A 25,041-nucleotide genomic window follows, 5' to 3' on the forward strand; every position below is an offset into this window, starting at 1 on the left:
GCTCCGTCCCTGAAGTGAAGACGGCCCACCCGGGCCGGACCGAACCAAGGAGAGAACGATGGCCAAGTACCTGCTGCTCAAGCACTACCGGGGCGCCCCGGCCGCGTCGAACAACGTGCCCATGGACCAGTGGACCCCCGAGGAGATCACCGCGCACATCCAGTACATGCAGGATTTCGCCGACCGGCTGGAGAGCACCGGCGAATACGTCGACAGTCAGGCCCTGTCCCCGGAGGGCACCTTCGTGCGCTTCGACGGGGAAGGCCGTCCACCGGTCACCGACGGGCCGTTCGCCGAAACCAAGGATCTCATCGCCGGCTGGATGATCATCGACGTCGACAGCTACGAACGCGCCCTGGAACTGGCCGGTGAACTGTCCGCGGCGCCCGGCGCGGGCGGCGAACCGATCCACGAATGGCTCGAACTGCGGCCGTTCATGCACGCGGCGCCGACCATCACCGAATGACCCGTCATGGATGAGGCGCTGCTGCGCACCCTCACCCCGGCCGTGCTCGCCGTCCTCGTCCGCCGCGGAGCCGATTTCGCGGCGGCCGAGGACGCCGTGCAGGAGGCGCTGATCGAAGCGGTGCGGGCGTGGCCGCAGGATCCGCCACGCGACGCCAAGGGCTGGCTGGTGGCGGTGGCCTGGCGCAAATTTCTCGACGCCACCCGCGCCGACACCTCGCGGCGGCGACGCGAGGAACTCGTCGACGCCGAACCCGCGCCCGGACCCGGTGCGGCCGTGGACGACACCCTGCAGCTGTATTTCCTGTGCGCGCACCCGTCACTGACCCCGGCGTCGGCGGTGGCATTGACCCTGCGCGCGGTGGGCGGACTGACCACCAGGCAGATCGCGCAGGCCTATCTGGTGCCGGAAGCGACCATGGCGCAACGCATCAGCCGCGCCAAGAAAACCGTGGCCGGGGTGCGGTTCGATCAACCCGGCGAGGTGGGCACCGTGCTGCGGGTGCTCTACCTCGTGTTCAACGAGGGCTACACCGGTGATGTCGACCTGGCGGCCGAAGCCATCCGCCTCACCCGGCAACTCGCACGGCAGATCACACACGAGGAGGTGGCCGGGCTGCTGGCGCTCATGCTGCTGCATCACGCGCGCCGCCCGGCCCGCACCCGCGCCGACGGCAGTCTCGTCCCGCTCGCCGAACAGGACCGCGGACGGTGGGACACCCGCCTGATCGCCGAAGGCGTCGACATCCTGCAGGCGGCGCTGGCGCGAGACCGGTTGGGGCAGTACCAGACCCAGGCCGCCATCGCCGCCCTGCACGCCGATGCCCGCTGCGCCGAGGAAACCGACTGGGTGCAGATCGTCGAGTGGTACGACGAACTGCTGCGCTTCACCGACAACCCGGTCACCCGGCTGAACCGGGCGGTCGCGGTCGGCGAAGCCGACGGTCCCCGCGCCGGACTGGCCGCACTGGCCGAACTCGACCCCGACCTGCCCCGCCACACCGCCGCCTCGGCCTACCTGCACGAACACGCCGGTGACACGGCCATCGCGGCGCGCCTCTACGCCGCGGCCGCCCGCACCGCGCACACCCTGGCCGAACGCGACCACCTCACCCGGCAGGCCGCACGACTCAACGCACGACTGCGCGGCTGACCGGGCAGCGCCCTGCGCTAGGAATCGGGGCCGGAGACCGCTGAACCCAGGGCGGTGCACAGGGTTTCGCGCAGCCAGCGTTGGGCGGGGTCGGCGTCGAGGCGGGCGTGCCACAGTTGCACGATGTCGATTTCGGGCAGGGGCGCGGGAATCGGGAACCAGCGCAGGCCCAGGGTGTCACCGTACTGTTCGGCCAGACGTTGCGGCACCAGGCCGACATAGGGGGTCGAGGACACCAGCAGGGCCGCCAGCGCGGAGGTGGGGACCACGGCGGCGACATGACGGTGCAGGCCCGCGGCGGCGAGCGCGTCGTCGAGCGGGCCGCGGGCGCGGCCACGACGGGAGGCCGACACGTGCGGGTGGCGGCACAGCTGCGCGAGCGTGGGAGGGCGATGCCTGCCCAGGGGATTGTCGGCGCGGACGATGCCGACGACGCGTTCGCGGTAGAGCACGGTGGCGCGGATGTCGGGGGCGGTGGGGGTGCTCGCGCCGATGTCGAGGTCCACCGAACCGTCGCGCAGCGCCTCCAGGCTTTCGTTGCCCTCGGGCAGGAAGCGCAGCACCACACCCGGGGCGCGGGCCGCGGTCGCTTCCACGGCGGCGGTCACCAGGGTAGCGGCCACGCCGTCGTTGATGCGAATGGCGAAGGTGCGCTTCAGTGTCGCGGGATCGACGGCACGGTCGGTGCTGATCAGCGCCGACGCCTCCTCCAGCAGGGAGCGCACGCGCGGTGCGGTGCGCAGCGCGAACGGGGTCGGGGCCATCGCGCGACCCGAGCGCACCAGGATCGGGTCACCCATGGCGCGCCGCAACCGGCCCAGGGCGCGGCTGGTCGCCGGGATCGACAGGTGCAGGCGTTCGGCGGCCGCGGTCACGCCGCCTTCGGCGAGCAGCGCGTCGAAGACGCGCAACAGGTTCAGATCCAGCAGCTCGGGCATAGTTGCATCGTATGCAATTCTGGGTTGTCGAAGTTGCGTGGCATGGATATCGCCCAGGTCAATACCGTGCCGACTATGCAAATCAATGTCGCGAACCGCGAGACCGTCACCGCGCCGAGAGCGGCCGGGCCGCGCGGACTGCGCACTGTGATGTGCGCCTGCGTGGTGCTCGTCGTCGGGATGGTCGCCGCGATCAACCTCGCCGTGCCGACTCGAAGGGAAGAGCGCACTGGTGTGGCGCGGCGATCTCGACGATCTCGACGGTCTGCGAGCCGCCGCCGACAACGCCGATGCCGTTGTGCACCTGGGCAACAAACACGACTGGTCCGACCCGGCCGAAACCATCCGCTCCGAACGCGCCGCCGTCACCGCACTCGCGGACACCCTGGCCGGCAGCGACCGCCCCCTGCTGCTCGCCTCCGTCCTGTCCGGCCTGGTCCACGACAGACCCGCCGAGGAAACCGACCCCTCCCCGGCGGTCGGCCCCGACTCCCCGCGTGGCGGCTCGGAAAACCTCGCACTCGCCTACGCCGACAAGGGCGTCCGAGTGATCGCGGCCCGATTCGCGCCCTCGGTCCACGGCCCCGGCGACACCGGCTTCCTCGCGAATCTCGTGGCCGCCGCCCGCACCCACCACCGCTCGGCCTACCTCGGCGCGGGCACCACCGCATGGTCAGCCGTACACCGCGGCGACGCGGCCACCCTCATCCGGCTCGCTCTGGACCAGGCCCCGCCCGCCACGATCCTGCACGTCGTCGCCGAACAGGCCGTCACCACCCGCGACATCGCCGAAGCCATCGGGACCAGACTCGACCTGCCCATCGCCTCGATCCCCGCGGACAACGCCGCCACCCACTTCGGATTCGTCGGCCGCTTCCTCGCCCAGGACATGTCCGCCGCCAACACCCACACCCGCCGACTCCTGTCCTGGAACCCGACCGGCCCCACCCTGCTCGACGACATCCGCTCCGGCGCCTATGACCACGCCTGACCTGTCACCGCACACCCACCGGCGTCGTCGGATGTGTTCGCGTGGAAGCGTTCCCGCAGCGACAGGCACGATGAGGATTGTCACGGCAGTGACGGACCACGGGGCCGCACCCGAGCGTGAGGGTCGTGCCATGACCGGGTCACCGCCTGCCGCCTTCCCGCCGGATCCGCACGACACCTTGCCCAACGGAGGGGATTTCGCCGCCGAACGCCTGGCACTGCGGGGGCAGGCGTACGACGCGGAGAGCATCGCGCTGGCGGAGCGGGTGGGTGTGGGGGCGGGATGGCGGTGCGCGGTGAGGGATTCGCTCGCGGTCGGAATGCCGGATACCGCGCGACAGTTCTGTAACGCGTTCTAGTATTGGCGGCGGATCATCGCCGATATCGAAAGGCAGCGCATGCCCGACGGGTTCACTGCCGAAACCCTGCTGACGTTGCACCGGGACGGGCTGACGCTCTCGGCCCGGCATTTCGGGGACCGGGGTGCGCCGCTGGCGGTGGTGCTGCACGGATTTCCCGATACGCCACACAGTTTCGACGGGCTCATCCCGACTCTGCTCGATGCCGGGTATCAGGTGCTCGCGCCGTGGCTGCGCGGGTATACGCACGGGTCGGCGGTGCGTTCGGCACGGTACGACGTGCTCGCGGCAGCCGCCGACATCACGGCCTGGCGCGAGGAGCTCGGGGCGCCGCCGGCTCATCTGATCGGACACGACTGGGGTGCGTTCGTCGCGCTCGTGCTGGCCAAACAGGCTCCCGCGCAGTGGGTTTCGCTGACCATGCTGGCGATACCGCCGTTCGGGGACGGGTTCTTGCCCGCGCTGCTGCCGTTGCTGCCCCGGCAGATGATGATGTCGTTCTACATTCCGATCATGCAGGCGGGGGCGTCGCATCGGCTGCTCACGCGCGCGGACGCGGCGTTCGTGCGGGCACTGTGGCGGCGCTGGTCACCGGGGTGGGAGTTCTCGCAGGCCGACTTCGCGCCCACCGCGGCGGTGTTCACCGATCCGCTGCTGGCCTGGGCGGCGACCCGCTACTACCGGTCGATGCTCGCGCTGCACCGGAGTGCGACACGGGAATTCCATCGGCTGCTGACCGCGCCCGCCGCACCGCTGCCCACGCTGGTGCTGGCGGGTGCGCGCGATGGTGCGTTGTCGGCGAAGCTGCAGCGGCTCGTGGCCGAGGGCGCCGGGGCCGCGCACGCGGAATTGCCGGAGTGCGGGCATTTCCTGCATGCCGAGGATCCTGCCGGGGTGGCCGCGCGGCTGCTGCCGCATCTGGCGGCGGCCGCACACTGACTCGACCCCGGCACGGCGAGACGTCCCGTGCAGGCACTGCGCGCCGCGGCGATCAGCGGGGTCCGGCCACCAGAGTCGGTGGAGTTCGGCTCGGCGCGCCGTGGACGGTCTCAGACGCTGGGCAGGGTCAAGGCGGTGACGGCGTCGGCGAACATGACGTTCTTGATCGCGCCGATGGTGCCGGGATCCTTGGGGCCCAGCGGGGCCAGCTGCGCGAAAGCCGTGTCGGTGACCGCGTTTTCGGCGGCGACGGCATCGACGATGTCGTAGGACAGGGCGTCGGGTCCGCCGAAGCGGCGGCCGGTGGTCATGGACGCCACGGCGGCTTTCGGGGTCAGCTTGGACTGGATCAACGCCGCCATGCCCTTGGTGAACGGGATGCGGATGTCGGCTTCGGGGAAGCAGAAGTAGCCGCGGTCCGCACGCATGACCCGCACATCATGGGCGACGGCGAGCATGGCGCCCGCGCCGAAGGCATGGCCGGGCAGGGCGGCCGCGGTCGGCATCGGGAAGGTGAGCACGCGCGCGAACAGGGCGTGCACCTGCGCCACATACCATTCGGCGCGGTCGCCGTTGGCGCTGAGCCAGTCCAGGTCCAGGCCGTTGGAGTAGAACTTGCCGCCGGCGGTGGTGATCAGGGCGTGCGCGCCGTCGGCGAGGACCGCGTCCAGGTGCTCGTTGATCTCGATGAGAAAGGCGGGGGAGAAGCGGTTCTCGTCGTCGCCGAGATCCAGCACGGCGATCTTGTCACGGTAGGTGAGGGAGGCGGACATCGGTGTCCCTTCATCGATGGGTTACTGCGGTGGCGGACCGATCTCGAGCACGGCGCGCACGGCGGCGCGCAGATGCGCGTGAGCGGTGGGATCAGCGAGCCGGTCGCGGTCGAGCAGGATCGCGGTCGGCAGGTCGACGACACAGGTGGTGATGGTGTCGACGGCCCGGGAGTCCTTGCGGCCCCACAGGTTCAGGGCCAGCTGCTTGAGCATGCCGATCAGGCGGCGGTCGGTAACGGCCAGCTCCGCGGTCACCGTGTCGGGCAGTTCGCCGCCCAGCAGTTCGTTGCGGCGGGCGACGAACATGAGTGTGGTCGACGCCGGGAACCGCCGGGCGAACACCACCGGCGCTTCCGCGGCGGCGATCACCGCGTGCGTGGCATCGCCACCGCAGTCGGCGACGAGTTCGGCCTGCACGTCGAGGAACCGTTGCGCGGCGCGAATCCAGGTGCGCCCCAGCAGTTCCGCCCGAGAGCCGAAAGTGTGGTAAAGCGCCCCGTTCGACATTCCGGTGGCGGCGGCCACGGCGCGGATGGTCACCGCGGCCGCCCCGGAGGCCACCGCGAGCGATTCCGCGGCGTCGAGCACCGTATCCGGATCGTGCGTGCGGGGGCGAGGCATGACCGAACCATAACAGAGCAACTGCTCTGAAATGAAGTGTGGTCCGCGCCACCACCGACGCCACGGACGAATCAGGCCGGAGTCGCGCTCTCGTCCGCCGCGGGCTCCAGCACGCCGTCACCGAGCTCGGGGGAGTACATGCGCTCGATCTCGTCGGCGTACTTCTCCGCGATCGGCTTGCGGCGCAACTTCATCGTCAACGTGACCTCGTCACCGCCGGGCTCCCAGAAGGTCGGCAGCACCACGAACCGTTTGATCTGCTCCACCCGCGACAACCGCGCATTGCCCGCCGCCACCCCGCGCGCGATCTCGGCCACCACGGTCGGATCCGCCGCCAGCGCGGCCGCCGACGCATCCGGCAAACCGCGTTGCGCCGCATACGGTCCCGCCGATTCGGCATCCAGCACGATGAGCGCGGTATTGAACGAGCGCCGATCCCCGATGGTGGCCAGCGCCCCGATCAACGGCGTCGCGGCCTTGATGGTGTTCTCGATATTGGCCGGAGACATGTTCTTGCCCGCCGCGTTGATGATCAATTCCTTCTTGCGGTCCACCACCCGCAGATACCCGTCCGCGTCCTCGGTCACGATATCGCCGGTGTGCAGCCAGCCGTCCGCGTCGAGGGCCTCGACGGTCTTCTCCGGCTCCTTGCGGTACTCGCGCATCACCAGCGGCCCGCGCACCAGGAACTCCCCGTCCTCGGCGATACGAGACTCCAAGCCGGGCAACAACTTCCCGACCGTGCCCAGCCGCGCCTGCTCGGGCGGGCTGACACTGGCCACGCACGTCAGCTCCGACATCCCCCACACCTCCGAGATCGGGATCCCGAGCCCGAAGAAGAACCCGAGCGTCTCCGCCGGAATCGGCGCCGCCCCCGACAGCGCCCACGTCAACTGATCCAGACCCAGCTTCGCGCGCAACTTCGACAACACCAGCTCATCGGCCTTGGCCCACTCCGCGGCCTGCGTATCGTCGAGGGCCGTGCCCGCCAGCTGGGCCGCCGCCTTGCGCCCGGCCACCTCCAGCGCCCACGTCAACGCCTGCTTGCGCGCCGGATCCGGTTCATTGGCCACCGAGAACTCCACCGCCGCTTTGAGTTTCTCCCACACCCGCGGCACCGCACCCCAGATCGTGGGATGCACGTCGGCCAGCGCGGCCGGCAACTGCGTGCGATCGGGCACCACCGTGATCTGAGTGCCGAAAAACTCCTGCAGATACAGCGAGGTCACCCGATCGGCCATATGCGCGGTCGGCAGATAGGAGGTGATGCGATCGCCGAACCGCACCGGCATCACCGACGCGTAAGCACGACACTCGAACGCCAGACTCGCGTGCGTGATCTCCACGCCCTTCGGATTGCCGGTCGTGCCCGAGGTGTAGCAGAGGGTGACGATATCGTCCGCACGCACCGCCCGCCAGGTCGCCTCGAAATCGAAATCGGTGCGCGCCAACGACATCAACTGGGCCACACTCAACGTTCCCGGCACCGGCCGGTCCACGCACACGATCGTCTTCATCGGCACCCCCGCCTCCCGAATCCGCTCCACGTACTGGGCCTCGCAGATCACCACCCGATTCCCGGCATTGGTGAACACATACTCCAACTGCTCGGCCGACAGCGTGTTGTACACCGAGAACGAGGTCGCGCCGGTGTGCTGCGCACCCACCTCCAGCGGATAGAACTCCACCCGGTTGGCCATCATCAACGCCACCGTGTCCCCGCGGCCCACCCCGAGCGCCGCCAATCCGCCGGCCACCGCCCGCACCTGCTCGGCATACTCACCCCAGGTCAACGCATGCGCGCCACCGATCGACCGGACCGCGACCGCGGCCGGATCCACCGCGGCCACCGCCTGGAACGCTGCACAGGACGTATTCGGTTCGCTCATAACCACTCTCGATCCACTCACCGCCGGGCTTTCTCAGACGGTAGATCCCGCACCGGGGTGCCCGTGGCCGAATGCCGCACATCGCACCCGCGCCGATCGTCCTAAGCGACTGTTAGGAAATCCCGGCACCACTTCTGCCGCGCTGTGTCGCCCGCCACAGTGGGTGCGGCACGGACGCGATGCGGCGTCCGCGGAAGGAGAACCCGAAGTGAAAACGACACCACCCGCCGGGGAGCGCCGGGTCGTCGCCAACGTCCTGCGCGGCTCGATCGGCAACCTGGTCGAATGGTACGACTGGTACGTCTACGCCGCGTTCAGCGTGTACTTCGCCAAGGCGTTCTTCCCCGACGGCGACCCCACCGCCCAATTGCTTTCCACCGCAGCGGTATTCGCGGTCGGATTCCTGATGCGGCCACTCGGCGGCTGGGCACTGGGACGCTACGCCGACCGGTTCGGACGCCGCGCCGCACTCACCCTGTCGGTCACCGTCATGGCCGCCGGATCACTGCTCATCGCGCTCACCCCCGGCTACGCCACCATCGGATTGGCCGCCCCGGTGATCCTGCTGCTGGCCCGGCTGCTGCAGGGCCTGTCCGTGGGCGGGGAATACGCCACCAGCGCCACCTACCTGTCCGAAGTCGCCTCCGCGGGCAAACGCGGGTTCTACTCCAGCTTCCAATACGTGACCCTGGTCGCCGGACAGCTCACCGCCCTCGGCGTACAGATCGTGCTGCTGCAATTCCTCACCTCCGAGCAGATGTACTCGTGGGGCTGGCGCATCCCGTTCCTCATCGGCGCCGCCGGCGCGCTCGTGGTCATGGTGCTGCGCCGCGGGATGGAGGAATCGGCGTCGTTCCAAGCCGAAGCCGCCGGGGCACAGTCGAAATCGTCGCGCGGTTCGCTGCGCGTGCTGCTGCAGTACCCGCGCGAATGCCTGCTCGTGGTCGGACTGACCCTCGGCGGCACGGTGGCGTTCTACACCTACACCACCTACATGCAGAAATACATGGTCAACACCTCCGGCATCTCGAAGTCGACCGTCGCCTGGATCAACTTCCTCGCCCTGCTGGTGTTCGTGGTCCTGCAACCCATCGCGGGCGCACTGTCGGACCGCATCGGACGCCGCAGACTCCTCATCTTCTTCGGCGTCACCGGCACCCTGGCCACCGTGCCGCTCATGACCCTCCTCGGCGACACCACCGACCCCGTCCTCGCGTTCGGGCTCATGCTCGGAGCACTGGTCATCATCACCGGCTACACCTCCATCAACGCCATCGTGAAAGCCGAACTGTTCCCCACCCGCATCCGCGCCCTCGGCGTCGGCCTGCCCTATGCGCTCACCGTCGCCATCTTCGGCGGCACCGCCGAAATGATCGCCCTCGCCCTGAAGAAAGCCGGCCACGAATCCCTGTACTTCTGGTACGTGTCCGGCTGCATCCTCATCTCCCTGGCCACCTACTTCTTCATGCGCGAAACCTCCACCGAATCCACCATCGACGCCGACACCGCACCAGCCTCCGCCGAGGAGGCAGCACCAGTTCCGGTGCGCTGACAACGCCGTCAGCGGGAGGGGAGTGGCCCGGGGGAGCGGTTGCCCCGGGCCACGGGAGGGCGGGGGACCGGGTGGTTCCAGCGGAAGAGAGAATCGGGATATGCGGTTGGCGGTGGTCGAGGACGACGACGGAGTGGGCGACGCCCTCGTGGAGGCGTTCACCGCACGCGGACACCACGCCGACCGGATGCGACGCGGCAGCGAAATACTCACCGCCCACCGCGGATACGACGCGGTCGTCCTCGACCTCGGGCTACCCGACGCCGACGGCCTCACCATCCTGCGGCAACTGCGCGAAGTCAGCGGCGTGCCCGTCGTCATCCTCACCGCGCGCAGTGACGAACGCTCCATCGTGCGCGGCCTGCGCAGCGGAGCCGACGACTACGTCATCAAACCCCCGCGCATCGCCGAACTGCTCGCCCGCATCGACAACGTGACACGGCGGCCCCTCGCGGTCCCGGCCGCCACGGCCCGGATCGTGCAGACCGACGACGTCCGCGTCGACCTCGACCGGCGGCGCGTCGACGTCGACGGCGTCGAAATACCGCTCACCACCAAAGAATTCGAACTCGTCGAAGCCCTCGTGGAACGACCCGGCGCGGCCGTGAGCCGACAGCAGCTGATGGACCGCATCTGGGGCGACGCCTTCGTCGCGGTCTCCCGCACCCTCGACGTCCACATGACCGGACTACGCGCCAAACTCGACCGGCCCGGACTCATCACCACCATCCGCGGCTACGGCTACCGCTGGGGCGACTGAATGCGACGCCGACTGCTCGCCGCACTGACCGCCTTCGCCGCACTCGCGGTCCTCGCCTTCGCCGTACCCCTGTGCCTGACCGCCGCGACCAGCCGCACCCAGCAACTCGTCGGCGGACGCACCGGCGACGCCGACCGATTCGCCGCCCTCGCCGTCACCGCCAACAGCCTCGGCGACCGGCGCGGCCTCATCCGCGAAGTCGACCGATACCACCAGCTGTACAACGAACCCGTGCTCATCGTCGACGCCCGCGGCGAACCCGTGGTCAACGCCGGAGTCGACCTCACCGACCCCGCAGTCACCGCGGCCGTCAGCGCCGCCCGCCGCAACCAACGCGCCACCACCCCCGCACGACTCACCCCGTGGGGGACACACAGCGTCCTCATCGCACGCCCCATCGGCAGCGACGTCCACGTCGACGGAGCCGTACTGATCGCCGCCTCCACCCAGACCGCCCGCACCGACATCACCCGCGTCTGGGCAATCGTCGCCGTCGGCGCGCTCGCCGCCATGGCCGTATGCACCGCGCTCGCCCTGCAACTGTCCCGCTGGGTCCTGCGACCACTGGCCGGACTCTCCGACGCCGTCTCCGAACTCACCGCCAGCCTGCCCGCCCCCCGCACACCCGCCACCATGACCCGCCACCACGGCGGACCACCCGAACTACGCGCCGTCGCCCAATCTGTCGACACCATGGCCGCCGCCGTCCGCGACTCCGCCGCCGCCCAACGCCGCCTCGTCGACGACACCGCCCACGCCATGCGAAACCCCCTCGCCGCCTTGACCATCCGCCTCGACTCCCTCGAAGCCGCCATCCCCGAACCCGCCCGCGGCACCTTCCACGGCGCCACCCGCGAAGTCGAACGCCTCACCGGACTCCTCGACGGCCTGCTCACCCTCGCCGTCGCCGAAGGCAACCACTTCGACCTGCCCGCCGCATCCGACACCTGCGACGCCGTCCAGGTCGCCGCCGACCGCGTCGACGCCTGGCACAGCGCCTTCGACACCGCCGGCATGACCCTGCACAGCCAACCCCGCACCACCCACGCCGACACCGCCGTCTCCGCCGACACCCTCGCCCAGATCCTCGACGTGGCACTGAGCAATTCCTGCCGCTACGCCGGGCCCGGAGCCACCACCCGGCTCACCGTCGCCACCAGCCCCGACCGAGTCGAAATCATCCTCACCGACAACGGCGTCGGCGTCTCCGCCACCGAACTCGACCGGCTCACCACCCGCTTCTACCGCGGCAGCTCCGCCGACGGCATCGGCGGCTCCGGCCTCGGCCTGCCCATCGCCGCCGCCCTCACCACCGCCCGCCACGGCACCCTCACCCTCGAAGCCGTGGAACCCCACGGACTGTCCGTCACCATCCGCCTCCCCGCCGCGGAGCAGACATGACCCGCCGATCCCAGTCGCCCGCAGACCTCCCTTCGGCCGGACTCCCTCCCGGTGCCGATGCGATCACACGACGCGGATTCCTCACCCGCACAGCGGCTCTGGCCCTCGCCGCACCCTTCGCGACCACCGCCTGCGCCACCCCGGGCACCGAGGTGACCATCCGGCTCGCGGCAGGGGAGAAGGGCGGCTTCTACCACGCCTTCGCCCAACTCCTCGCCCGCACCGCCGCCACCACCGGCCTGCGCATCGAACCCCTCACCACCGCAGGATCCCTCGACAACCTCGCCCTGCTCGCCCGCGGCGACGCCGACACCGCCCTCATCCTCGCCGACTCCCTCGAAGACAACCCCGACCCACCCCAGGCCATCGGCCGCGTCTACGAGAACTACCTCCAACTCGCCGTCGCCACCGACAGCCCCCTCCACACCGTCGCAGACCTGCGCGGCACCCGCATCAACCTCGGCTCCGCCGGCTCCGGAGCCACCCGCACCGGCGAAAAACTCCTCCGCGCAGCCGATCTCGACCCCACCCAGCTCACCATCACCCACCTACCCCTGCAAGAAGCCGCCACCGCCCTCACCACCGGCACCCTCGACGCCCTCCTCTGGGCAGGCGGCGTCCCCACCCCGGCCCTCACCACCCCCGCCCTGCGCCTGCTCGACCTCGGCACCCTCACCACCCCCATGCGCAACCGCTTCGGCTACCTCTACGACCCCGTCCTCATCCCCGCCGGCACCTACCCCGCCAGCCCCGCCAGCCCCGCCATCCACACCATCGGCGTCGCCAACCTCCTCGTCGCCACCCCCACCCTCCCCGACGACACCGCCACCGCCCTCACCGACGTCCTGCTCCGCCACGCCGACTCCCTCGTCCCCACCGAAGCCGCAGGCACCCAATTCCTCGACGCCCGCTCCCTCATCGGCACCGGCAGCATCCCCCTGCACCCCGGCGCGGCCCACGCCTACCGGACCAACCACGGGTGAACGGTGTCAGCGACAACGACATCCAACGGGGTGGGGGACAGGCCGAACGTACGCTCCGTGTGGCTCGCATCGATCAGATCGGGATACTCCAGGGAATAGAACATTTCGATCAGCTCGGCGATCACCGGATCCTGACTACCCGCCCACGCCAGATCCTGACGGGACTGCGCCGTGAGGAGCGGGGCGCGAACACCGGCCGCCTCGGCGATCCGAGAAGTCAACGCGCGCACCGAGATCGCATGGGACGGCACATGCCAGGGGAGGCCCCAGGAACGGTCGTCCACGGCGACGGTGACCAGCGTGCGGGCCACATCGTCGACATGCGACCAGGTTTTGAGGACATCCAGATCGCCCGGATAGGCGGCGGGGCGACCGGCCAGCACCTCGGGGACCACCACGAGGTTGTAGACCGAACCGGCGCCCGCGCCCAGGAACGCCGACGCACGCACCTCGGTGGCACGCACCCGGCCCGCCTCGTGCGCCGCCAGCGCGTCCAGCCACATCCGCGCTCGCACAGCGCCTTTCACGGAGAAGGGAGCCAACGGGGTCGACTCGGACATCGGGCCGTCCACCAGACCGTAGCCGTAGGTGTTGCTGAGCGCGACATAGCCCGCACCGGTTCGTTCGGCAGCGCTCAGCACGGCCGCGGCCAGGGGCGGGAACTCGGTCGGCCAACGGTCGTAGGGAGCCCACGCGGTATTGATGAGAGTTGCCGCGCCCCGGGTCAATTCGGTCAGCCGATCGGCGTCGGTGACATCGGCGCGCACACGCTCGATCAGCCGATGCTCCGGCCCGCCACCACCGCGGCTGAGCAGGCGAACCTGCTCGCCCCGCTCCGCCAACAACAGCGCCGCACGGCCACCCGTACTCCCGGCACCGGCGATGACATGCAAAGACATGGGGAATCCTCCTGATTCGCGCCACCCGGCGGCGGCGCGGACTCCACCCTGCCGGGCCGCCGCACGGTACGATAGTGGCTGGAATGCCATATATCCCAAGGATCGAGCCACGCATCGAATCGCCGTCCTCGCTGTCCCTCCGGTGACGAACTTCGACCTCTCGATACCCGAATTGCTGTTCCCCGCAGTGCAAATCGACGGCGAACCCGGATACCAGGTCGTCGTCTGCACCGCCGACACCGGCGTGGTGCCGTCCTACTCCGGAGTCCCGGTCGTCATCGACACCGGCCTCGAGGCACTCACCAGCGCCGACACCGTGATCGTCGCCGGAACCGGGGCACGCACCGACGGCGACCCACGAATCCTGCGGGCACTCCGCGACGCGGCACGCAACCGACAGCGCATCGCGTCGATCTGCACCGGCGCATTCGTCCTCGCCCAAGCCGGACTGCTGGACGGCCGACCCGCCACCACCTACTGGCTCTACAGCGACGAGATGCGGCACCGATTCCCGGCGGTACGACTGCAACCCGACGTGCTGTTCGTCGACGACGGAGACATCCTCACCTCAGCGGGAGTCGCCGCCGGACTGGACCTGTGCCTGCACCTCATCCGGCGCGATTACGGTGCGGCCGTAGCGAATACAGTCGGCCGCCTGGGCGTGATCGCCCCGACCCGGCCGGGCGGACAAGCCCAATTCCTCGAAACCCCGTTACCGCCGGAATCCGGAACATCCCTCGCAGACACCCGCGCCTGGGCGCTGGCCCGCCTGGACGAACCCCTGACACTGCGGGAACTCGCCGCCCACGCCCACATGAGCACGCGCACCCTGACCCGGCGCTTCCGAGCGGAAACCGGTGCCAGCCCACTGCAATGGCTGCTGCATCAGCGCGTGGACCGAGCACGAGAACTGCTCGAGGTCACCGATCTGCCGATGGACGATGTAGCCCGGCGATCCGGACTCGGCACCGCAGAATCCCTCCGCCAGCATATGATCCGGCGCAACGGCGTCCCGCCCAGCACCTACCGTGCCACCTTCACCCACCGCAATACGTCACAGTGACGATTTGAGGCCATGAAACGGGACCTAGGGGAGAAGTGCTGAACAAGGGCCATCCCGCCGATTCGAGCCCCGCTCGAGTATTCCAAGCTGATCCGGAAATTTTCCAGCCAGGCGGCGAGATCATGAAAAGTTCCGGAGCGCAGATCAATTCGTCACAGACGCATGCACATGGCGATGTGCCGAACCAGCCGGCGGGCGAGCTCGGGCCGCCGGGTAAGTGCACGCCGAACCGACGTCCAAAGCCGAATGCGCTTGTCGCACAGCAAGATCAACTTCTCCGGCGCCCGTTGTAAGAACGCCGATAATCTACACTATGTCAAGTAGAGCCTTGATCGGTCAGCGCCGGGGCGTCAGCGTGATGGCGCCGATCTCCACTCCACCCAGATACGCCGGTCCCCTGTACCCGCCGTTCCCGTCGCTGACCATGACGACTCGGTGGCCGGGAAACAGGTCCACGTAGCCACCGTCGGGCGTCGAGTGAATTGGGTAGCGGCCGATCAAGACCAGCTCCCCGCCCTCGACGCGGGCGTCGCGTTGCAGGAGCACGATGCCCGACGACCACGTCGTGGATATGTACGTGCCGGGTTCGACGTCGGCGAACGCTTGACCGGTCGTGCCGAAGAGCGTCGCGGCACCCACGGCCGCAGCGGTCACGGCGGTCCGGATCATCACTGTTCTGGCGCGTATGGACATCGTCGTCTCCCTGTCACCGCGGGTAGACAACTCTACGCCTGCCGACCCCGGTTGATCCGGCCGAACGCGGGAAGATCTGCTGTCCCCTGCGTCTGACGTCACGGGAACGGCCCTGCCTGGTGGCAGGGCCGTTCTGTGTTCCGGATCAGCAGGTGGTGGTTACCGGGTCGCCGCGGAAGCGGGCTTCGACGTAGGTCCAAGCTTCGGGGAAGCCGGCTACGGCGGTGGTGAGGTGTTCGGCTATTTCGTAGGGGCGGAAGGTGAGTGGTACTCCCCCGCGGCAATAGCGTTGGGCGACTTCTTCGACGGGGCCGAAGAAGGTCATGGTGTCGTAGCGGCCCTGCCAGAAGAAGGTGGGTGCGGTGGGTAGGTGGTCGTCGTAGCGGAGGCTGTTCTCGCGCAGGACGGTGTGGGCTTCGGGGCTGTTCATGAGGTCTTTGGAGGCGGCGAGTTGTTCGGCGTTGCGGGTGATGCCGTGGAAGAGCAGGAAGCGGCGGCAGGCGTCCTTGGTGAAGTCGCGGAACCAGAGGCCGTTCTCGTTGAGCTGGTCGGAGATGGGGAGCCGGTTGGGGTATTCGCGTTCGAGGCCCATGGCGGCGGCGAAGGCGAGGCCGAAGCCGGGGTGCGGGTCGAAGCCCAGTGCGAGGGCCATTTCTCGCAGGTCGGCGGGGATGCCGCCGGCGACGACCGCGGCGAGTTTCAGGTCGGGTGCGTAGGTGGGTTGCAGGGCTCCGGCCCAGGCGGTGGCCATGCCGCCGCCGGAGTATCCGGCGAGGACGACGGGGGCTTGGGAGAGGCCGAGTTCGGTGACCTTCTGGACGGCTTTGACGCTGTCGAGGGTGACCATGCCGCCGAGGCGGGCGGCGCCGTAGGCGACGGTGGGTCCGAGGTAGTCGGGCATGGAGATGGCCCAGCCGCGTCCGATGGGCAGCATGGCGCCCACGGAGTCCTGGAGTTCACCGTTGAACAGTGAGCGCGATGGACTGCACTGTGTGCCCAGCGAATTGATGAGCGCCTGGTAGGACACCAGGGGCGGGTTCTTGACGCCCTGCGGCATCAGCACGGTGGTGACGGCGAGGATGGGTTTGTTCGCGGAGTTGGTGGACCGGAATGCCACCTGCCAGCCGTCGGTGCCGACGTAGAACCCGGTGTCGATGCGTTTGACGCGGATGACGTCGCCGGGTGCCCGGTCGGCGAGGTCGCCGGGTTCCTGGAAGAACGGGTCAGGGTCGGGTGTGGGGTACAGCGGATTGGCGTTCGCCGGTGTCACCAGCAAACCCATCGAAACAACACACAGCGCCAAGATCAAACTCTTGGCTGCGGCTCTGAACATGCCAACCTTCGGAAACGAGAATTTCACTGGGACTTCGGATCCTGCCCACCGGTCGCCGTTGACCGGTGAAGCAAGCCCCAACGAAAGCTACGGCGGGACGCCCTAGACTTCGCCCCGACGAGGCAATGATCAGGCAACAAACAATCATCGCTGGCGAGAAATGTCAACCCTCACAACGACTCCCCACTTCAGAAGATCAACGTCTCCTGCTCGGTGCGCACCTTCGCGAAGAACCGCGGCCCGATGTCGGGCCCGGAGTGGTTGTAGGCGTTCATGATCGTGGCGACCTCCTCGGCGAGCCTCCGCAGGGCCGGGCTCACCTCCCCCGCCGCGGTCCACCCCCAGTCGCGCGGAATCCTCTCGAGGGTGACGACGATGCTCCCCTCGAACGGCAGGTCCACGGTGAACTCGATGTCCCCGGGCGCATCGGCCACGGGATCGCTGACCGCCAACTCCCCCGCCTGCCCCGCCACCCCGAATCCTTTGCGCGCGAACCGGATATCGTCGCGAATCAATTCCGCGACGGCGTCGAGCCGCTCATGTCGCCCGCCGCGGTGATGCCGCTCCCCGTAGTTGCGCTCCCCCGTCGGCGCCGGCGTGGTCTTGGCCAGGATCCGCTCGAGCATCCGCTGCGCGGCGGCCCGCTCGCTCTCCCCCGTTCGCGGGTGTTCGACGAGTGCCCGAAGCCGGTTGATACGAACGACATTCACGGTGGCTGCCACTCCTGCAGCCTAGACAACGATGATTCCGGCAGCGGCGCTCACGCGGTGTTGCCCTGGCGCAGTTGGTCGGCGCGGGCGAGGACTGCGCGTGCTTCGACCTGGTTGCGGGCGAATTCGGGGGAATCGGGGTCGATGCCGAGGCGGCGCATGGCGCGTTCGGCGAATTCGTCGCGGTGTTCGTAGGCGTGCCGGGCGCCGGGCAGGTCGGCGTCGAGGGCGGCGCGCAGGCGGGCCAGGGCGTACTGGTTCTGCGACATTCCCTGCTGTGCGGCGGCGCGCTGCAGCAGGTACCTGTCGGTCTCGCTGAGGCCCCGGAGGGGAAAGTTTGACGCCATGACGTCATGCTCCGCGTGGTGCGCGGGTGTGGGTCAGCCGTGCAGGTAGCGGACGAGATGCTCGCGTTCGGTTTCGAGTTCGGAGATCTGGCTCTTGACCACGTCGCCGATGCTGACGATGCCGATCATGCGGCCGTCGGCGAGGACGGGCAGGTGGCGGATGCGGTGCTCGGTCATGGTGTGGTTGAGGGTTTCGACGCGGTCGTCCGGCGAGCAGGTGTGGACGGCGGCGGTCATGATGGCCGAGACCGGGCGGTCGAGCAGGTCGGCGCCGTCGACGTGCAGGCGGCGGACGATGTCTCGTTCGGAGACGATGCCGGAGATGAGGACTTCATCGGGTGAGACGATGGCCGCGCCCACGTTCTGGATGGAGAGCACTCTCAGCAGGTCGCGCACTGTGGCATCGGGTGCAATGGTGACGACGCCGCTGCCTTTGCGGCGCAGGATTTCCGAGATTCGCATATGTCCACCGTCCAACCGCTCGGATAGCCGATGCCTATCAGGATCTCGCGTTTCCGAGCGGGTGAACAGCAACGATTCCGAGGTGGTGGCTTAACCCGGAACAAGAGCATCGAGGGCGGCCTCGATGGCGCGGTGGAATGTCGGGTAGGCGTAGATCATTTCGCGCAGGGTGCTGGTGGGGACTTCGGCGTGGACGGCGACGCAGAGGGCGGAGAGCACTTCGCCGCCGTCGGGGCCCATGGACGTGGCGCCGACGAGCACGCCGCGGTCGGCGTCTTCGACGAGTTTGATGAAGCCCTGGTTGCCGGTTTTGTGCAGCCAGCCGCGGGTGGAGTCGGGCAGTGGGGTGAGGCCGACCCGGATGGTCAATCCCTGTGCGCGGGCCTGTTCTTCGGTGAGGCCGACGCCGCCGATCTCGGGATCGGTGAAGGTGACGTGCGGCATGGCATGGTATTCGGCGCCGGTGGTGTGCTGGTTGAGGATGTCGGCGACCGCGATCCGTGACTGGTACATGGAGGTGTGGGTGAACGCGCCGTGTCCGGTGACGTCGCCGATGGCCCACACCTTGTCGGCGGCGCGCAGGCGGTCGTCGACGGGGATGGATTTCGCGGACTCGTCGAGGCCGAGGACGCCGATGCCGAGGGCGGGCAGGTCGATGCGGCGCCCGGTGGCGACCAGCAGCCGCTGGCCGCGCACGGTGGAGTCGTCGTCGAGGTGCACGGTGAAGGTGTGGCCGTCGTGTTCGACGGATCGGGCGCGCGCGCCGGTGCGGACGGTGATGCCTTCGGCGGTGAAGACGTCGGTGAGCAGTGCGGCGGCTTCGGGTTCGTTGTTGGGCACCATCCGGCGTCCGGCGACGACGGTGACTCGGGCGCCGAAGCGGGCGTAGATCTGCGCGAATTCGACACCGACGGGTCCGCCGCCCAGGACGATCAGCGATTCGGGCACCTCGGTGACGGCGACGGCGTCCCGGTTGGTCCAGTACGGGGTGCCGTCGAGGCCGGGCAATCCCGGTATCGCGGGTGCGGTGCCGGGATTGAGCACGATGGCCCGCCCGGCCGCGAAGACCCGCGCGCCGTCCGCGGTGGCCACGGTGACTTCGCCGGGCGCGGTGATTCTCCCCCACCCGCGCACGAAGCGCCCGCCCGCCTTCTCGAATTTCACGACGGCCGCGGTGTCGTCCCAGTTGTCGGTGATTTCGTCGCGGATTCGCGCGGCCACGATCGACCAGTCGGGTGTCACCGTCGCCGTTCCCGCGAGTTCGTGTACGCGCCGCGCCTCGGCCAGCACTCCGGCCGCTCGCACCATCGCCTTGGTGGGAACACAGGCGTAGTAGGGGCATTCGCCGCCGACCAGCCGTCCGTCCACGCCGATCACCGATAACCCGGCCTGCGCCAATCGGGTCGCCGCGTCCTCGCCACCCGGACCCATTCCGACTACTACGACATCCACGTTCTCGGCAGCCATGGCCGCTCCTTTGTTCGCAGGTGTCGTCCACGCTAGTGCGGGCGCGCCCGGCGGTGGCGCAGGAGTGCCCGGCTCAGGTGTGGGGGTCGTAGGTGAACACGCGGCCGCCGAGCAGGATTTGGGTGCCGGGCTCGAGCACCGTGGGGTGGCCGGGCACGGTGCGGGTCCAGTCGGCGCGACCGGGTGGGCGCAGGTGCGTGCCGTTGGCCGAGCCGCGATCCACGACGGTGACATCCCAGTCGAGGAGGCGGATCTCGGCGTGCACGCGGGACATTCCCCCGGAGGCGTCGGGGATGCGGACCGGTTGCGCGCCGTGCCGGATTCGCTCCGAGCGTTCGGGTTCGCGGCCGATGACGAGGTCGGTGGCGAGCGGGTAGGCGGTGCCGTCGTCGAGCAGCAGTGCGCCCAGGGGTGGGCGGGGGCCTTCGGTGGGAACGCAGTCGCCCTGATCCATGCGGACACCGCACACCGTGCAGAACGGCAGCCGAGGGTCGTTGAGATGGCCGCGCGCACACAGGAATCCGCGCACCATCACGGTCGCGACGGGTGCGTCGCCGTGGGCGGGTGTGGACGAGGCGGGGTCGGCCGGCGTGGGAACGGCGGCGGGTGCAACTGTGCGCGGTGTGCGCGAATCGGCCGGCTCCCACGGGGATCCGGCGGGTGTTGCGCTCGGTGCGGCGAGGTCGTGTGGTGGTTCGCGTAGCCACAGCACCGCGCCCGCGCCGGGCATGCGGCCCGCGACCAGGGACCACACGCCCGGTTCGGGTAGTTCCCAGGGGGTTTCGGTGTCGACGAAGATGCCGGCGGCGTGTTCGGGGGCGGGGAAGACGACGCGGTCGACGCTGAATCCGGCGTCGCGGCCGTGCAGGATCTCGTGGTGGTCGTCGCCGTGGAGGAGGGCTGTCACGCCGCCGTGCAGGAAGACGGCCATGCCGCGGGTGCCCGGTGTCAGGACGCCGAATTCGACGGATTCCTCGTCGTCGCGGCTCATCAGCCAGGTGGTTGCCAGGCGCGCGAAGGTGCGTCCGGTGCGGCGGGTTTCGCGCGAGGAGGATTCGCGCACGAGTTTCTCGAGGGTGTCGAGGGTCGCCACCGATTCCGAGCGGGGTGTCACCGGTGCGGGGGTGCGGTGGGCGACCACGACGACGACTCCGTCGATGCGGGCGACCAGGTGCGTGCCGGGCACCACTTCCACGCGTCCTCTCATGGCCCGTGCCTGTCGTGTCGGTGTCGTTCGAATTCCGCGCGGCCCCGGGCGGTCTGCGCCGCGGTGTGCTCTCCCCGCATTTGCCGGATGGTACCGGCCGCGGCCCCGCTCGCGCCTGCCCTCGACATCGTGGGCGGCGTGGGATGTACGACGCGCGAGGCAGTTCCGCCGAACCTGCCACCAGGACTCATATCGAACACGTACCATCCGGTGCGTGGCCGATGCGAAACGTCCCGCCGCGGTGCGGGTCCTCGTGTACAGCAATGATGCCGATACCCGGAGCCAGGTGATGCTGGCCCTGGGCAGGAGGCCGCACCCCGAGTTGCCCCCGATCGAGTATTCGGAGGTGGCGACGGGGCCGATCGTGATCGAGCGGGTCGACGCCCATGATTTCGATCTGCTGATCCTCGACGGTGAGTCCGCGCCGACCGGTGGTCTGGGTCTGGCCAAGCAGCTCAAGGACGAGATCGCCGACTGCCCGCCGATCGTGGTGCTCACCGGTCGGCCCGATGATGCCTGGCTGGCGAATTGGTCGCGGGCCGAGGCGGCGGTCCCCCATCCGCTGGACCCGATTCGCCTGACCGACGCGGTGCTCGGCGTGCTCCGAAATCGCCCTGCGGCTTGATCTTCCGCACCCCTCGCGATTGCGTCTAATCGGTCATAAAAGACCGTTCCGAATTCGATCAAACACCGATCGCGAAACGTCATGTATGGTGTCGGCCGAGTTGTAGTCTGTGCCGTAGCTCACACCGAGTGCGCGGGATGTATGACTGACATGCATCACTGACATCGTCGTTTCCTCATGAGGCGTGGTGTCGGCCCGCGCCTCGGCTCTGCTGCCGTCCGTAGTGCGTCGTCCAGTTCGCAGGAGGGGTAGTGCTGTTGTGAATATCGAGGTGCCGACTCTCGTTCTCGGTGCGGTAGCCGCCGGGTTCGCGGTCTTTTCCATTCTCTTGGCGGCCCTCGTCGGTCCCAAACGCTACAACCGGGCCAAGCTCGAAGCTTATGAATGCGGTATCGAACCCACCCCGCACGCGATTGCGGGCGGTCCGGGAAACGCTGCCGGACAACGCTTTCCGGTGAAGTACTACCTCACCGCCATGTTGTTCATCATCTTCGACATCGAGATCGTGTTCCTCTACCCGTGGGCCGTGCACTTCGACGCACTGGGCCTGTTCGGCCTGGCCGCCATGGCGTTGTTCATCTTCAACGTCTCGGTCGCCTACGCCTACGAGTGGCGGCGCGGCGGCCTCAGCTGGGATTGATCGGCGCCAGGGGGATTTCGTCGTTTCGAGAACACCCCGCGCTCGCGGGGTGTTGAGCCGCACAGGAGAACAAGTCCGATATGGGTCTCGAGGAACAACTGCCCAGTGGTTTCCTGCTGAGCACGGTAGAAGGATTGGCCGGCTATCTGCGCAAGAGTTCGCTGTGGCCGGCGACGTTCGGCCTCGCGTGCTGCGCGATCGAGATGATGGCCACCGGCGGCGGGCGATTCGATATCGCCCGCTTCGGCATGGAGGCGTTCCGCGCCTCCCCGCGCCAGGCCGATCTCATGATCGTCGCGGGCCGGGTCAGCCAGAAGATGGCCCCGGTGCTGCGCCAGGTCTACGACCAGATGACCGAACCGAAATGGGTGCTCGCCATGGGCGTGTGCGCGTCCTCGGGCGGCATGTTCAACAACTACGCCGTCGTGCAGGGCGTCGACCATGTGGTCCCGGTCGACATCTACCTGCCCGGCTGCCCGCCGCGCCCGGAGATGCTGCTCAACGCGATCCTGAAGCTGCACGAGAAGATTCAGGAGATGCCGCTCGGCGTCAACCGCGAAGAGGCGATCCGCGCCGCCGAGGCCGCCGCCCTGGCCAGCACCCCCACCATTCAGCTGAAGGGGCTGCTGCGATGACCTTCGACGCACCGAGCCGTACCGAAAGTCCCCCGGAGGATGCCGTGAAATCGCACGGTGAATCGAACGAGCCCATCGATCCGAAAGCATCCGAGGGGCAGGCCGAAAATGTCTCGCCCACAACGGAATCCGCTGCGCCCGCCGATGAAGTGATCGGCGTGCGCACCGGCATGTTCGGCGTCAGCGGCACCGGCGACACCTCCGGCTACGGCCGTCTGGTGCGCACCGTGGCCCTGCCCGGCGGTAGCGCGCCCCCCTACGGCGGCTACTTCGACGACCTGGTCGCCGATCTGCATGCGGCGCTGGGGGTTCGGTTCCGCGAGGCGATCGAGAAGATCGTGGTGTTCCGGGGCGAGCTCACCCTGCACGTGCACCGTGAGCATCTGCTCGTGGTCGCGAAAACCTTGCGCGACAACGCCGCCCTGCGCTTCGAGCTGTGCCTGGGCGTCAGCGGCGCGCACTACCCGGAGGAGACCGGCCGCGAACTGCACGCGGTCTACCACCTCAACTCCATCACCCACAATCGCCGGGTCCGCGTGGAAGTCTCGGTGCCCGACAACGATCCGCGCCTGCCGTCGCTGTACCCGGTGTACCCCACCACCGACTGGCACGAGCGCGAAACCTACGACTTCTTCGGCATCCTGTTCGACGGTCACCCCTCACTGACCCGGATCGCGATGCCCGACGACTGGCGCGGACACCCCCAGCGCAAGGACTACCCGCTCGGCGGGATCCCGGTCGAGTACAAGGGCGCGCGCATCCCGCCGCCCGACGAGCGGAGGGCCTACTCCTAATGAACGACATCGACACCAGGTCCCGCACCGACAAGCCCGCCCCGCGCGAGATCACGGTGGCCGGCGGCGACTGGGACGAACTCACCGCCGCCCTGGACGGGGCCGCCGAGGAACGCATCGTCGTGAACATGGGCCCGCAGCACCCCTCCACGCACGGGGTGCTGCGCCTGATTCTCGAGATCGAGGGCGAGACCGTCACCGAAGCGCGCTGCGGAATCGGCTACCTGCACACCGGGATCGAGAAGAACCTCGAGTACCGGTCCTGGGTGCAGGGCGTCACCTTCGTCACGCGCATGGACTACCTGTCCCCGTTCTACAACGAGACCGCGTACTGCCTGGGCGTGGAGAAGCTCCTCGACATCACCGACGATATTCCCGAGCGCGCCAGCGTGATTCGCGTGCTGCTCATGGAACTCAACCGCATCTCCTCGCATCTGGTGGCCCTGGCCACCGGCGGCATGGAACTGGGCGCGCTCACGCCCATGCTGTTCGGGTTCCGGGAACGCGAGCTGATCCTCGACGTGTTCGAGAACATCACCGGGCTGCGCATGAACCACGCCTACATCCGGCCCGGCGGCGTCTCCCAGGACCTGCCCGACGACGCCGTGCCCAAGATCCGGGAATTGTTGCAGCTCATGCCGAAACGGCTGCGCGATATGGAACTGCTGCTCAACGAGAACCCGATCTGGAAGGCCCGCACCCGCAACGTCGGCTACCTGGATCTCACCGGCTGCATGGCCCTCGGCATCACCGGCCCCGTCCTGCGGTCCACCGGACTGCCGCACGACCTGCGCAAAGCCCAGCCCTACTGCGGGTACGAGAACTACGAATTCGACGTCATGACCGACACCGGCTGCGACTGCTACGGCCGCTACCACATCCGCGTCAACGAGATGAAGGAATCGCTCAAGATCGTCGAACAGTGCCTCGACAAACTGCGGCCCGGCCCGGTCATGGTGGAGGACAAGAAAATTGCATGGCCTGCCGACCTGCAGTTGGGGCCGGACGGACTCGGCAATTCGCCCAAGCATATCGGCAAGATCATGGGCACCTCCATGGAGGCGCTCATCCACCACTTCAAACTTGTCACCGAGGGCCTGCGCGTTCCGCCCGGCCAGGTGTACACGGCGGTGGAATCCCCGCGCGGCGAACTCGGCGTGCACATGATCAGCGACGGCGGCACCCGCCCCTACCGCGTGCACTACCGCGATCCCTCGTTCACGAATTTGCAGGCGGTGGCGGCGATGTGCGAGGGCGGCATGGTCGCCGACGTCATCGCCGCGGTGGCCAGTATCGATCCAGTGATGGGTGGCGTCGACCGTTAACGCTGCTCCTATCCGAGA

At 68.7% G+C, this 25,041-nt stretch carries 26 protein-coding genes and 1 pseudogene; 15 read left to right on the forward strand and 12 right to left on the reverse strand.

From position 1 onward, the window contains the following. The first annotated feature begins 58 nt into the window (after positions 1-58). Both JK358_RS21495 and JK358_RS21500 read left to right on the forward strand, forming a co-directional pair. A complete protein-coding gene (locus JK358_RS21495) occupies positions 59-466 on the forward strand; it encodes a YciI family protein (protein ID WP_201949554.1) in 408 nt (135 codons plus the stop codon). Positions 467-472: 6 nt separating this feature from the next. Next, entirely contained in the window at positions 473-1,618 is a 1,146-nt protein-coding gene (locus tag JK358_RS21500) for an RNA polymerase sigma factor (RefSeq protein ID WP_201949555.1), read from the forward strand. Between the two features lie 17 nt (positions 1,619-1,635). On the opposite strand, the gene JK358_RS21505 is transcribed toward JK358_RS21500, so the two are convergent. Further along, the gene (locus JK358_RS21505) at positions 1,636-2,556 is read right to left on the reverse strand and encodes a LysR family transcriptional regulator (protein WP_201949556.1); all 921 of its coding nucleotides are present in this window, start codon (positions 2,554-2,556) and stop codon (positions 1,636-1,638) included. Between the two features lie 190 nt (positions 2,557-2,746). Here JK358_RS21505 and JK358_RS21510 point away from each other — a divergent pair. The 3 genes and pseudogenes from JK358_RS21510 to JK358_RS21520 form a co-directional block, all read left to right on the forward strand. Then, positions 2,747-3,547 (forward strand): annotated as a pseudogene (locus JK358_RS21510) (NAD-dependent epimerase/dehydratase family protein); the annotation flags it as partial. Positions 3,548-3,635: 88 nt separating this feature from the next. Further along, a complete protein-coding gene (locus JK358_RS21515; RefSeq protein WP_201949558.1) occupies positions 3,636-3,905 on the forward strand; it encodes a hypothetical protein in 270 nt (89 codons plus the stop codon). 39 nt (positions 3,906-3,944) lie between these two features. Then, positions 3,945-4,844 (forward strand): alpha/beta fold hydrolase, encoded by a 900-nt coding sequence (locus JK358_RS21520; RefSeq protein ID WP_201949559.1) that lies wholly within the window; start codon positions 3,945-3,947, stop codon positions 4,842-4,844. A gap of 110 nt (positions 4,845-4,954) precedes the next feature. Here the strand turns inward: JK358_RS21520 and JK358_RS21525 are convergent, their stop codons facing one another. From JK358_RS21525 to fadD11, 3 genes are all read right to left on the reverse strand, one after another. Beyond that, positions 4,955-5,617, reverse strand: coding sequence for an enoyl-CoA hydratase-related protein (locus JK358_RS21525; RefSeq protein ID WP_201949560.1), 663 nt, complete (start codon positions 5,615-5,617; stop codon positions 4,955-4,957). Between the two features lie 21 nt (positions 5,618-5,638). Beyond that, positions 5,639-6,238, reverse strand: coding sequence for a TetR/AcrR family transcriptional regulator (locus tag JK358_RS21530; protein WP_201949561.1), 600 nt, complete (start codon positions 6,236-6,238; stop codon positions 5,639-5,641). Positions 6,239-6,309: 71 nt separating this feature from the next. After that, positions 6,310-8,127: a fatty acid--CoA ligase FadD11 gene (gene fadD11 / locus JK358_RS21535; RefSeq protein ID WP_201949562.1), complete on the reverse strand. Its 1,818-nt coding sequence runs from the start codon at positions 8,125-8,127 to the stop codon at positions 6,310-6,312. A gap of 208 nt (positions 8,128-8,335) precedes the next feature. On the opposite strand from fadD11, the gene JK358_RS21540 reads away from it, so the two are divergent. The 4 genes from JK358_RS21540 to JK358_RS21555 all read left to right on the forward strand — a co-directional run bounded on the left by JK358_RS21540 (position 8,336) and on the right by JK358_RS21555 (position 12,823). After that, a complete protein-coding gene (locus JK358_RS21540; protein WP_201949563.1) occupies positions 8,336-9,679 on the forward strand; it encodes an MFS transporter in 1,344 nt (447 codons plus the stop codon). A gap of 100 nt (positions 9,680-9,779) precedes the next feature. Beyond that, positions 9,780-10,439 (forward strand): response regulator transcription factor, encoded by a 660-nt coding sequence (locus tag JK358_RS21545; protein ID WP_201949564.1) that lies wholly within the window; start codon positions 9,780-9,782, stop codon positions 10,437-10,439. Further along, on the forward strand, positions 10,440-11,840 hold the full coding sequence (locus tag JK358_RS21550; RefSeq protein ID WP_201949565.1) for a sensor histidine kinase: 1,401 nt from the start codon (positions 10,440-10,442) through the stop codon (positions 11,838-11,840). Further along, positions 11,837-12,823 carry a TAXI family TRAP transporter solute-binding subunit gene (locus tag JK358_RS21555; protein ID WP_201949566.1) on the forward strand — a complete coding sequence of 329 codons (987 nt, stop codon included), beginning with the start codon at positions 11,837-11,839 and terminating at the stop codon, positions 12,821-12,823. The genes JK358_RS21550 and JK358_RS21555 overlap by 4 nt, the downstream gene beginning before the upstream one ends. On the opposite strand, the gene JK358_RS21560 is transcribed toward JK358_RS21555, so the two are convergent. Next, the gene (locus tag JK358_RS21560) at positions 12,802-13,722 is read right to left on the reverse strand and encodes an NAD-dependent epimerase/dehydratase family protein (RefSeq protein ID WP_201949567.1); all 921 of its coding nucleotides are present in this window, start codon (positions 13,720-13,722) and stop codon (positions 12,802-12,804) included. The two genes, JK358_RS21555 and JK358_RS21560, sit on opposite strands and share 22 nt — an antisense overlap. Between JK358_RS21560 and JK358_RS21565 the strand changes: the two genes are divergently transcribed. Beyond that, positions 13,721-14,785, forward strand: coding sequence for a GlxA family transcriptional regulator (locus JK358_RS21565; RefSeq protein ID WP_307817662.1), 1,065 nt, complete (start codon positions 13,721-13,723; stop codon positions 14,783-14,785). The two genes, JK358_RS21560 and JK358_RS21565, sit on opposite strands and share 2 nt — an antisense overlap. Before the next feature lie 336 nt (positions 14,786-15,121). Here JK358_RS21565 and JK358_RS21570 read toward each other — a convergent pair whose 3' ends face one another. The 7 genes from JK358_RS21570 to JK358_RS21600 form a co-directional block, all read right to left on the reverse strand. Beyond that, complete coding sequence (locus JK358_RS21570) at positions 15,122-15,478, reverse strand: hypothetical protein (RefSeq protein WP_201949569.1); 357 nt, start codon at positions 15,476-15,478, stop codon at positions 15,122-15,124. Between the two features lie 145 nt (positions 15,479-15,623). Next, positions 15,624-16,811, reverse strand: a complete 1,188-nt coding sequence (locus JK358_RS21575; RefSeq protein WP_201949570.1) for a lipase family protein — start codon at positions 16,809-16,811, stop codon at positions 15,624-15,626. Positions 16,812-16,999: 188 nt separating this feature from the next. Then, positions 17,000-17,533: a hypothetical protein gene (locus tag JK358_RS21580; RefSeq protein WP_201949571.1), complete on the reverse strand. Its 534-nt coding sequence runs from the start codon at positions 17,531-17,533 to the stop codon at positions 17,000-17,002. 38 nt (positions 17,534-17,571) lie between these two features. Further along, positions 17,572-17,868 carry a C40 family peptidase gene (locus JK358_RS21585; protein ID WP_201949572.1) on the reverse strand — a complete coding sequence of 99 codons (297 nt, stop codon included), beginning with the start codon at positions 17,866-17,868 and terminating at the stop codon, positions 17,572-17,574. 33 nt (positions 17,869-17,901) lie between these two features. Then, the gene (locus tag JK358_RS21590) at positions 17,902-18,330 is read right to left on the reverse strand and encodes a CBS domain-containing protein (RefSeq protein ID WP_201949574.1); all 429 of its coding nucleotides are present in this window, start codon (positions 18,328-18,330) and stop codon (positions 17,902-17,904) included. Positions 18,331-18,420: 90 nt separating this feature from the next. Continuing rightward, on the reverse strand, positions 18,421-19,797 hold the full coding sequence (locus tag JK358_RS21595) for a dihydrolipoyl dehydrogenase family protein (protein WP_201949576.1): 1,377 nt from the start codon (positions 19,795-19,797) through the stop codon (positions 18,421-18,423). A 73-nt stretch (positions 19,798-19,870) separates the two neighbouring features. Continuing rightward, entirely contained in the window at positions 19,871-21,004 is a 1,134-nt protein-coding gene (locus tag JK358_RS21600; protein ID WP_201949578.1) for an FHA domain-containing protein, read from the reverse strand. Between the two features lie 214 nt (positions 21,005-21,218). On the opposite strand from JK358_RS21600, the gene JK358_RS21605 reads away from it, so the two are divergent. The 5 genes from JK358_RS21605 (at position 21,219) to nuoD (ending at position 25,023) form a co-directional block, all read left to right on the forward strand. Beyond that, a complete protein-coding gene (locus tag JK358_RS21605; RefSeq protein WP_201949580.1) occupies positions 21,219-21,629 on the forward strand; it encodes an Rv3143 family two-component system response regulator in 411 nt (136 codons plus the stop codon). Between the two features lie 259 nt (positions 21,630-21,888). Further along, positions 21,889-22,269 (forward strand): NADH-quinone oxidoreductase subunit A, encoded by a 381-nt coding sequence (locus tag JK358_RS21610; RefSeq protein ID WP_201949582.1) that lies wholly within the window; start codon positions 21,889-21,891, stop codon positions 22,267-22,269. Between the two features lie 80 nt (positions 22,270-22,349). Then, positions 22,350-22,904, forward strand: coding sequence for a NuoB/complex I 20 kDa subunit family protein (locus JK358_RS21615; protein ID WP_201949585.1), 555 nt, complete (start codon positions 22,350-22,352; stop codon positions 22,902-22,904). Further along, positions 22,901-23,698, forward strand: a complete 798-nt coding sequence (locus JK358_RS21620; RefSeq protein WP_201949587.1) for an NADH-quinone oxidoreductase subunit C — start codon at positions 22,901-22,903, stop codon at positions 23,696-23,698. The genes JK358_RS21615 and JK358_RS21620 overlap by 4 nt, the downstream gene beginning before the upstream one ends. Further along, complete coding sequence (nuoD, locus tag JK358_RS21625; protein ID WP_201949589.1) at positions 23,698-25,023, forward strand: NADH dehydrogenase (quinone) subunit D; 1,326 nt, start codon at positions 23,698-23,700, stop codon at positions 25,021-25,023. Before JK358_RS21620 ends, nuoD begins: the two co-directional genes overlap by 1 nt. Positions 25,024-25,041: the final 18 nt, after the last annotated feature.

Source organism: Nocardia acididurans (genome assembly GCF_016741815.1).
GTDB classification, from domain to species: Bacteria; Actinomycetota; Actinomycetes; order Mycobacteriales; family Mycobacteriaceae; genus Nocardia; species Nocardia acididurans.

Coding starts and splice junctions, on each gene's coding strand:
- JK358_RS21495 (WP_201949554.1), top strand. CDS start 59: ATGGCCAAGTACCTGCTGCTCAAGCACTACCGGGGCGCCCCGGCCGCG.
- JK358_RS21500 (WP_201949555.1), top strand. CDS start 473: ATGGATGAGGCGCTGCTGCGCACCCTCACCCCGGCCGTGCTCGCCGTC.
- JK358_RS21505 (WP_201949556.1), bottom strand. CDS start 2,556: ATGCCCGAGCTGCTGGATCTGAACCTGTTGCGCGTCTTCGACGCGCTG.
- JK358_RS21520 (WP_201949559.1), top strand. CDS start 3,945: ATGCCCGACGGGTTCACTGCCGAAACCCTGCTGACGTTGCACCGGGAC.
- JK358_RS21525 (WP_201949560.1), bottom strand. CDS start 5,617: ATGTCCGCCTCCCTCACCTACCGTGACAAGATCGCCGTGCTGGATCTC.
- JK358_RS21530 (WP_201949561.1), bottom strand. CDS start 6,238: ATGCCTCGCCCCCGCACGCACGATCCGGATACGGTGCTCGACGCCGCG.
- fadD11 (WP_201949562.1), bottom strand. CDS start 8,127: ATGAGCGAACCGAATACGTCCTGTGCAGCGTTCCAGGCGGTGGCCGCG.
- JK358_RS21545 (WP_201949564.1), top strand. CDS start 9,780: ATGCGGTTGGCGGTGGTCGAGGACGACGACGGAGTGGGCGACGCCCTC.
- JK358_RS21550 (WP_201949565.1), top strand. CDS start 10,440: ATGCGACGCCGACTGCTCGCCGCACTGACCGCCTTCGCCGCACTCGCG.
- JK358_RS21555 (WP_201949566.1), top strand. CDS start 11,837: ATGACCCGCCGATCCCAGTCGCCCGCAGACCTCCCTTCGGCCGGACTC.
- JK358_RS21565 (WP_307817662.1), top strand. CDS start 13,721: ATGGGGAATCCTCCTGATTCGCGCCACCCGGCGGCGGCGCGGACTCCA.
- JK358_RS21560 (WP_201949567.1), bottom strand. CDS start 13,722: ATGTCTTTGCATGTCATCGCCGGTGCCGGGAGTACGGGTGGCCGTGCG.
- JK358_RS21570 (WP_201949569.1), bottom strand. CDS start 15,478: ATGTCCATACGCGCCAGAACAGTGATGATCCGGACCGCCGTGACCGCT.
- JK358_RS21575 (WP_201949570.1), bottom strand. CDS start 16,811: ATGTTCAGAGCCGCAGCCAAGAGTTTGATCTTGGCGCTGTGTGTTGTT.
- JK358_RS21585 (WP_201949572.1), bottom strand. CDS start 17,868: ATGGCGTCAAACTTTCCCCTCCGGGGCCTCAGCGAGACCGACAGGTAC.
- JK358_RS21590 (WP_201949574.1), bottom strand. CDS start 18,330: ATGCGAATCTCGGAAATCCTGCGCCGCAAAGGCAGCGGCGTCGTCACC.
- JK358_RS21595 (WP_201949576.1), bottom strand. CDS start 19,797: ATGGCTGCCGAGAACGTGGATGTCGTAGTAGTCGGAATGGGTCCGGGT.
- JK358_RS21600 (WP_201949578.1), bottom strand. CDS start 21,004: ATGAGAGGACGCGTGGAAGTGGTGCCCGGCACGCACCTGGTCGCCCGC.
- JK358_RS21615 (WP_201949585.1), top strand. CDS start 22,350: ATGGGTCTCGAGGAACAACTGCCCAGTGGTTTCCTGCTGAGCACGGTA.
- JK358_RS21620 (WP_201949587.1), top strand. CDS start 22,901: ATGACCTTCGACGCACCGAGCCGTACCGAAAGTCCCCCGGAGGATGCC.
- nuoD (WP_201949589.1), top strand. CDS start 23,698: ATGAACGACATCGACACCAGGTCCCGCACCGACAAGCCCGCCCCGCGC.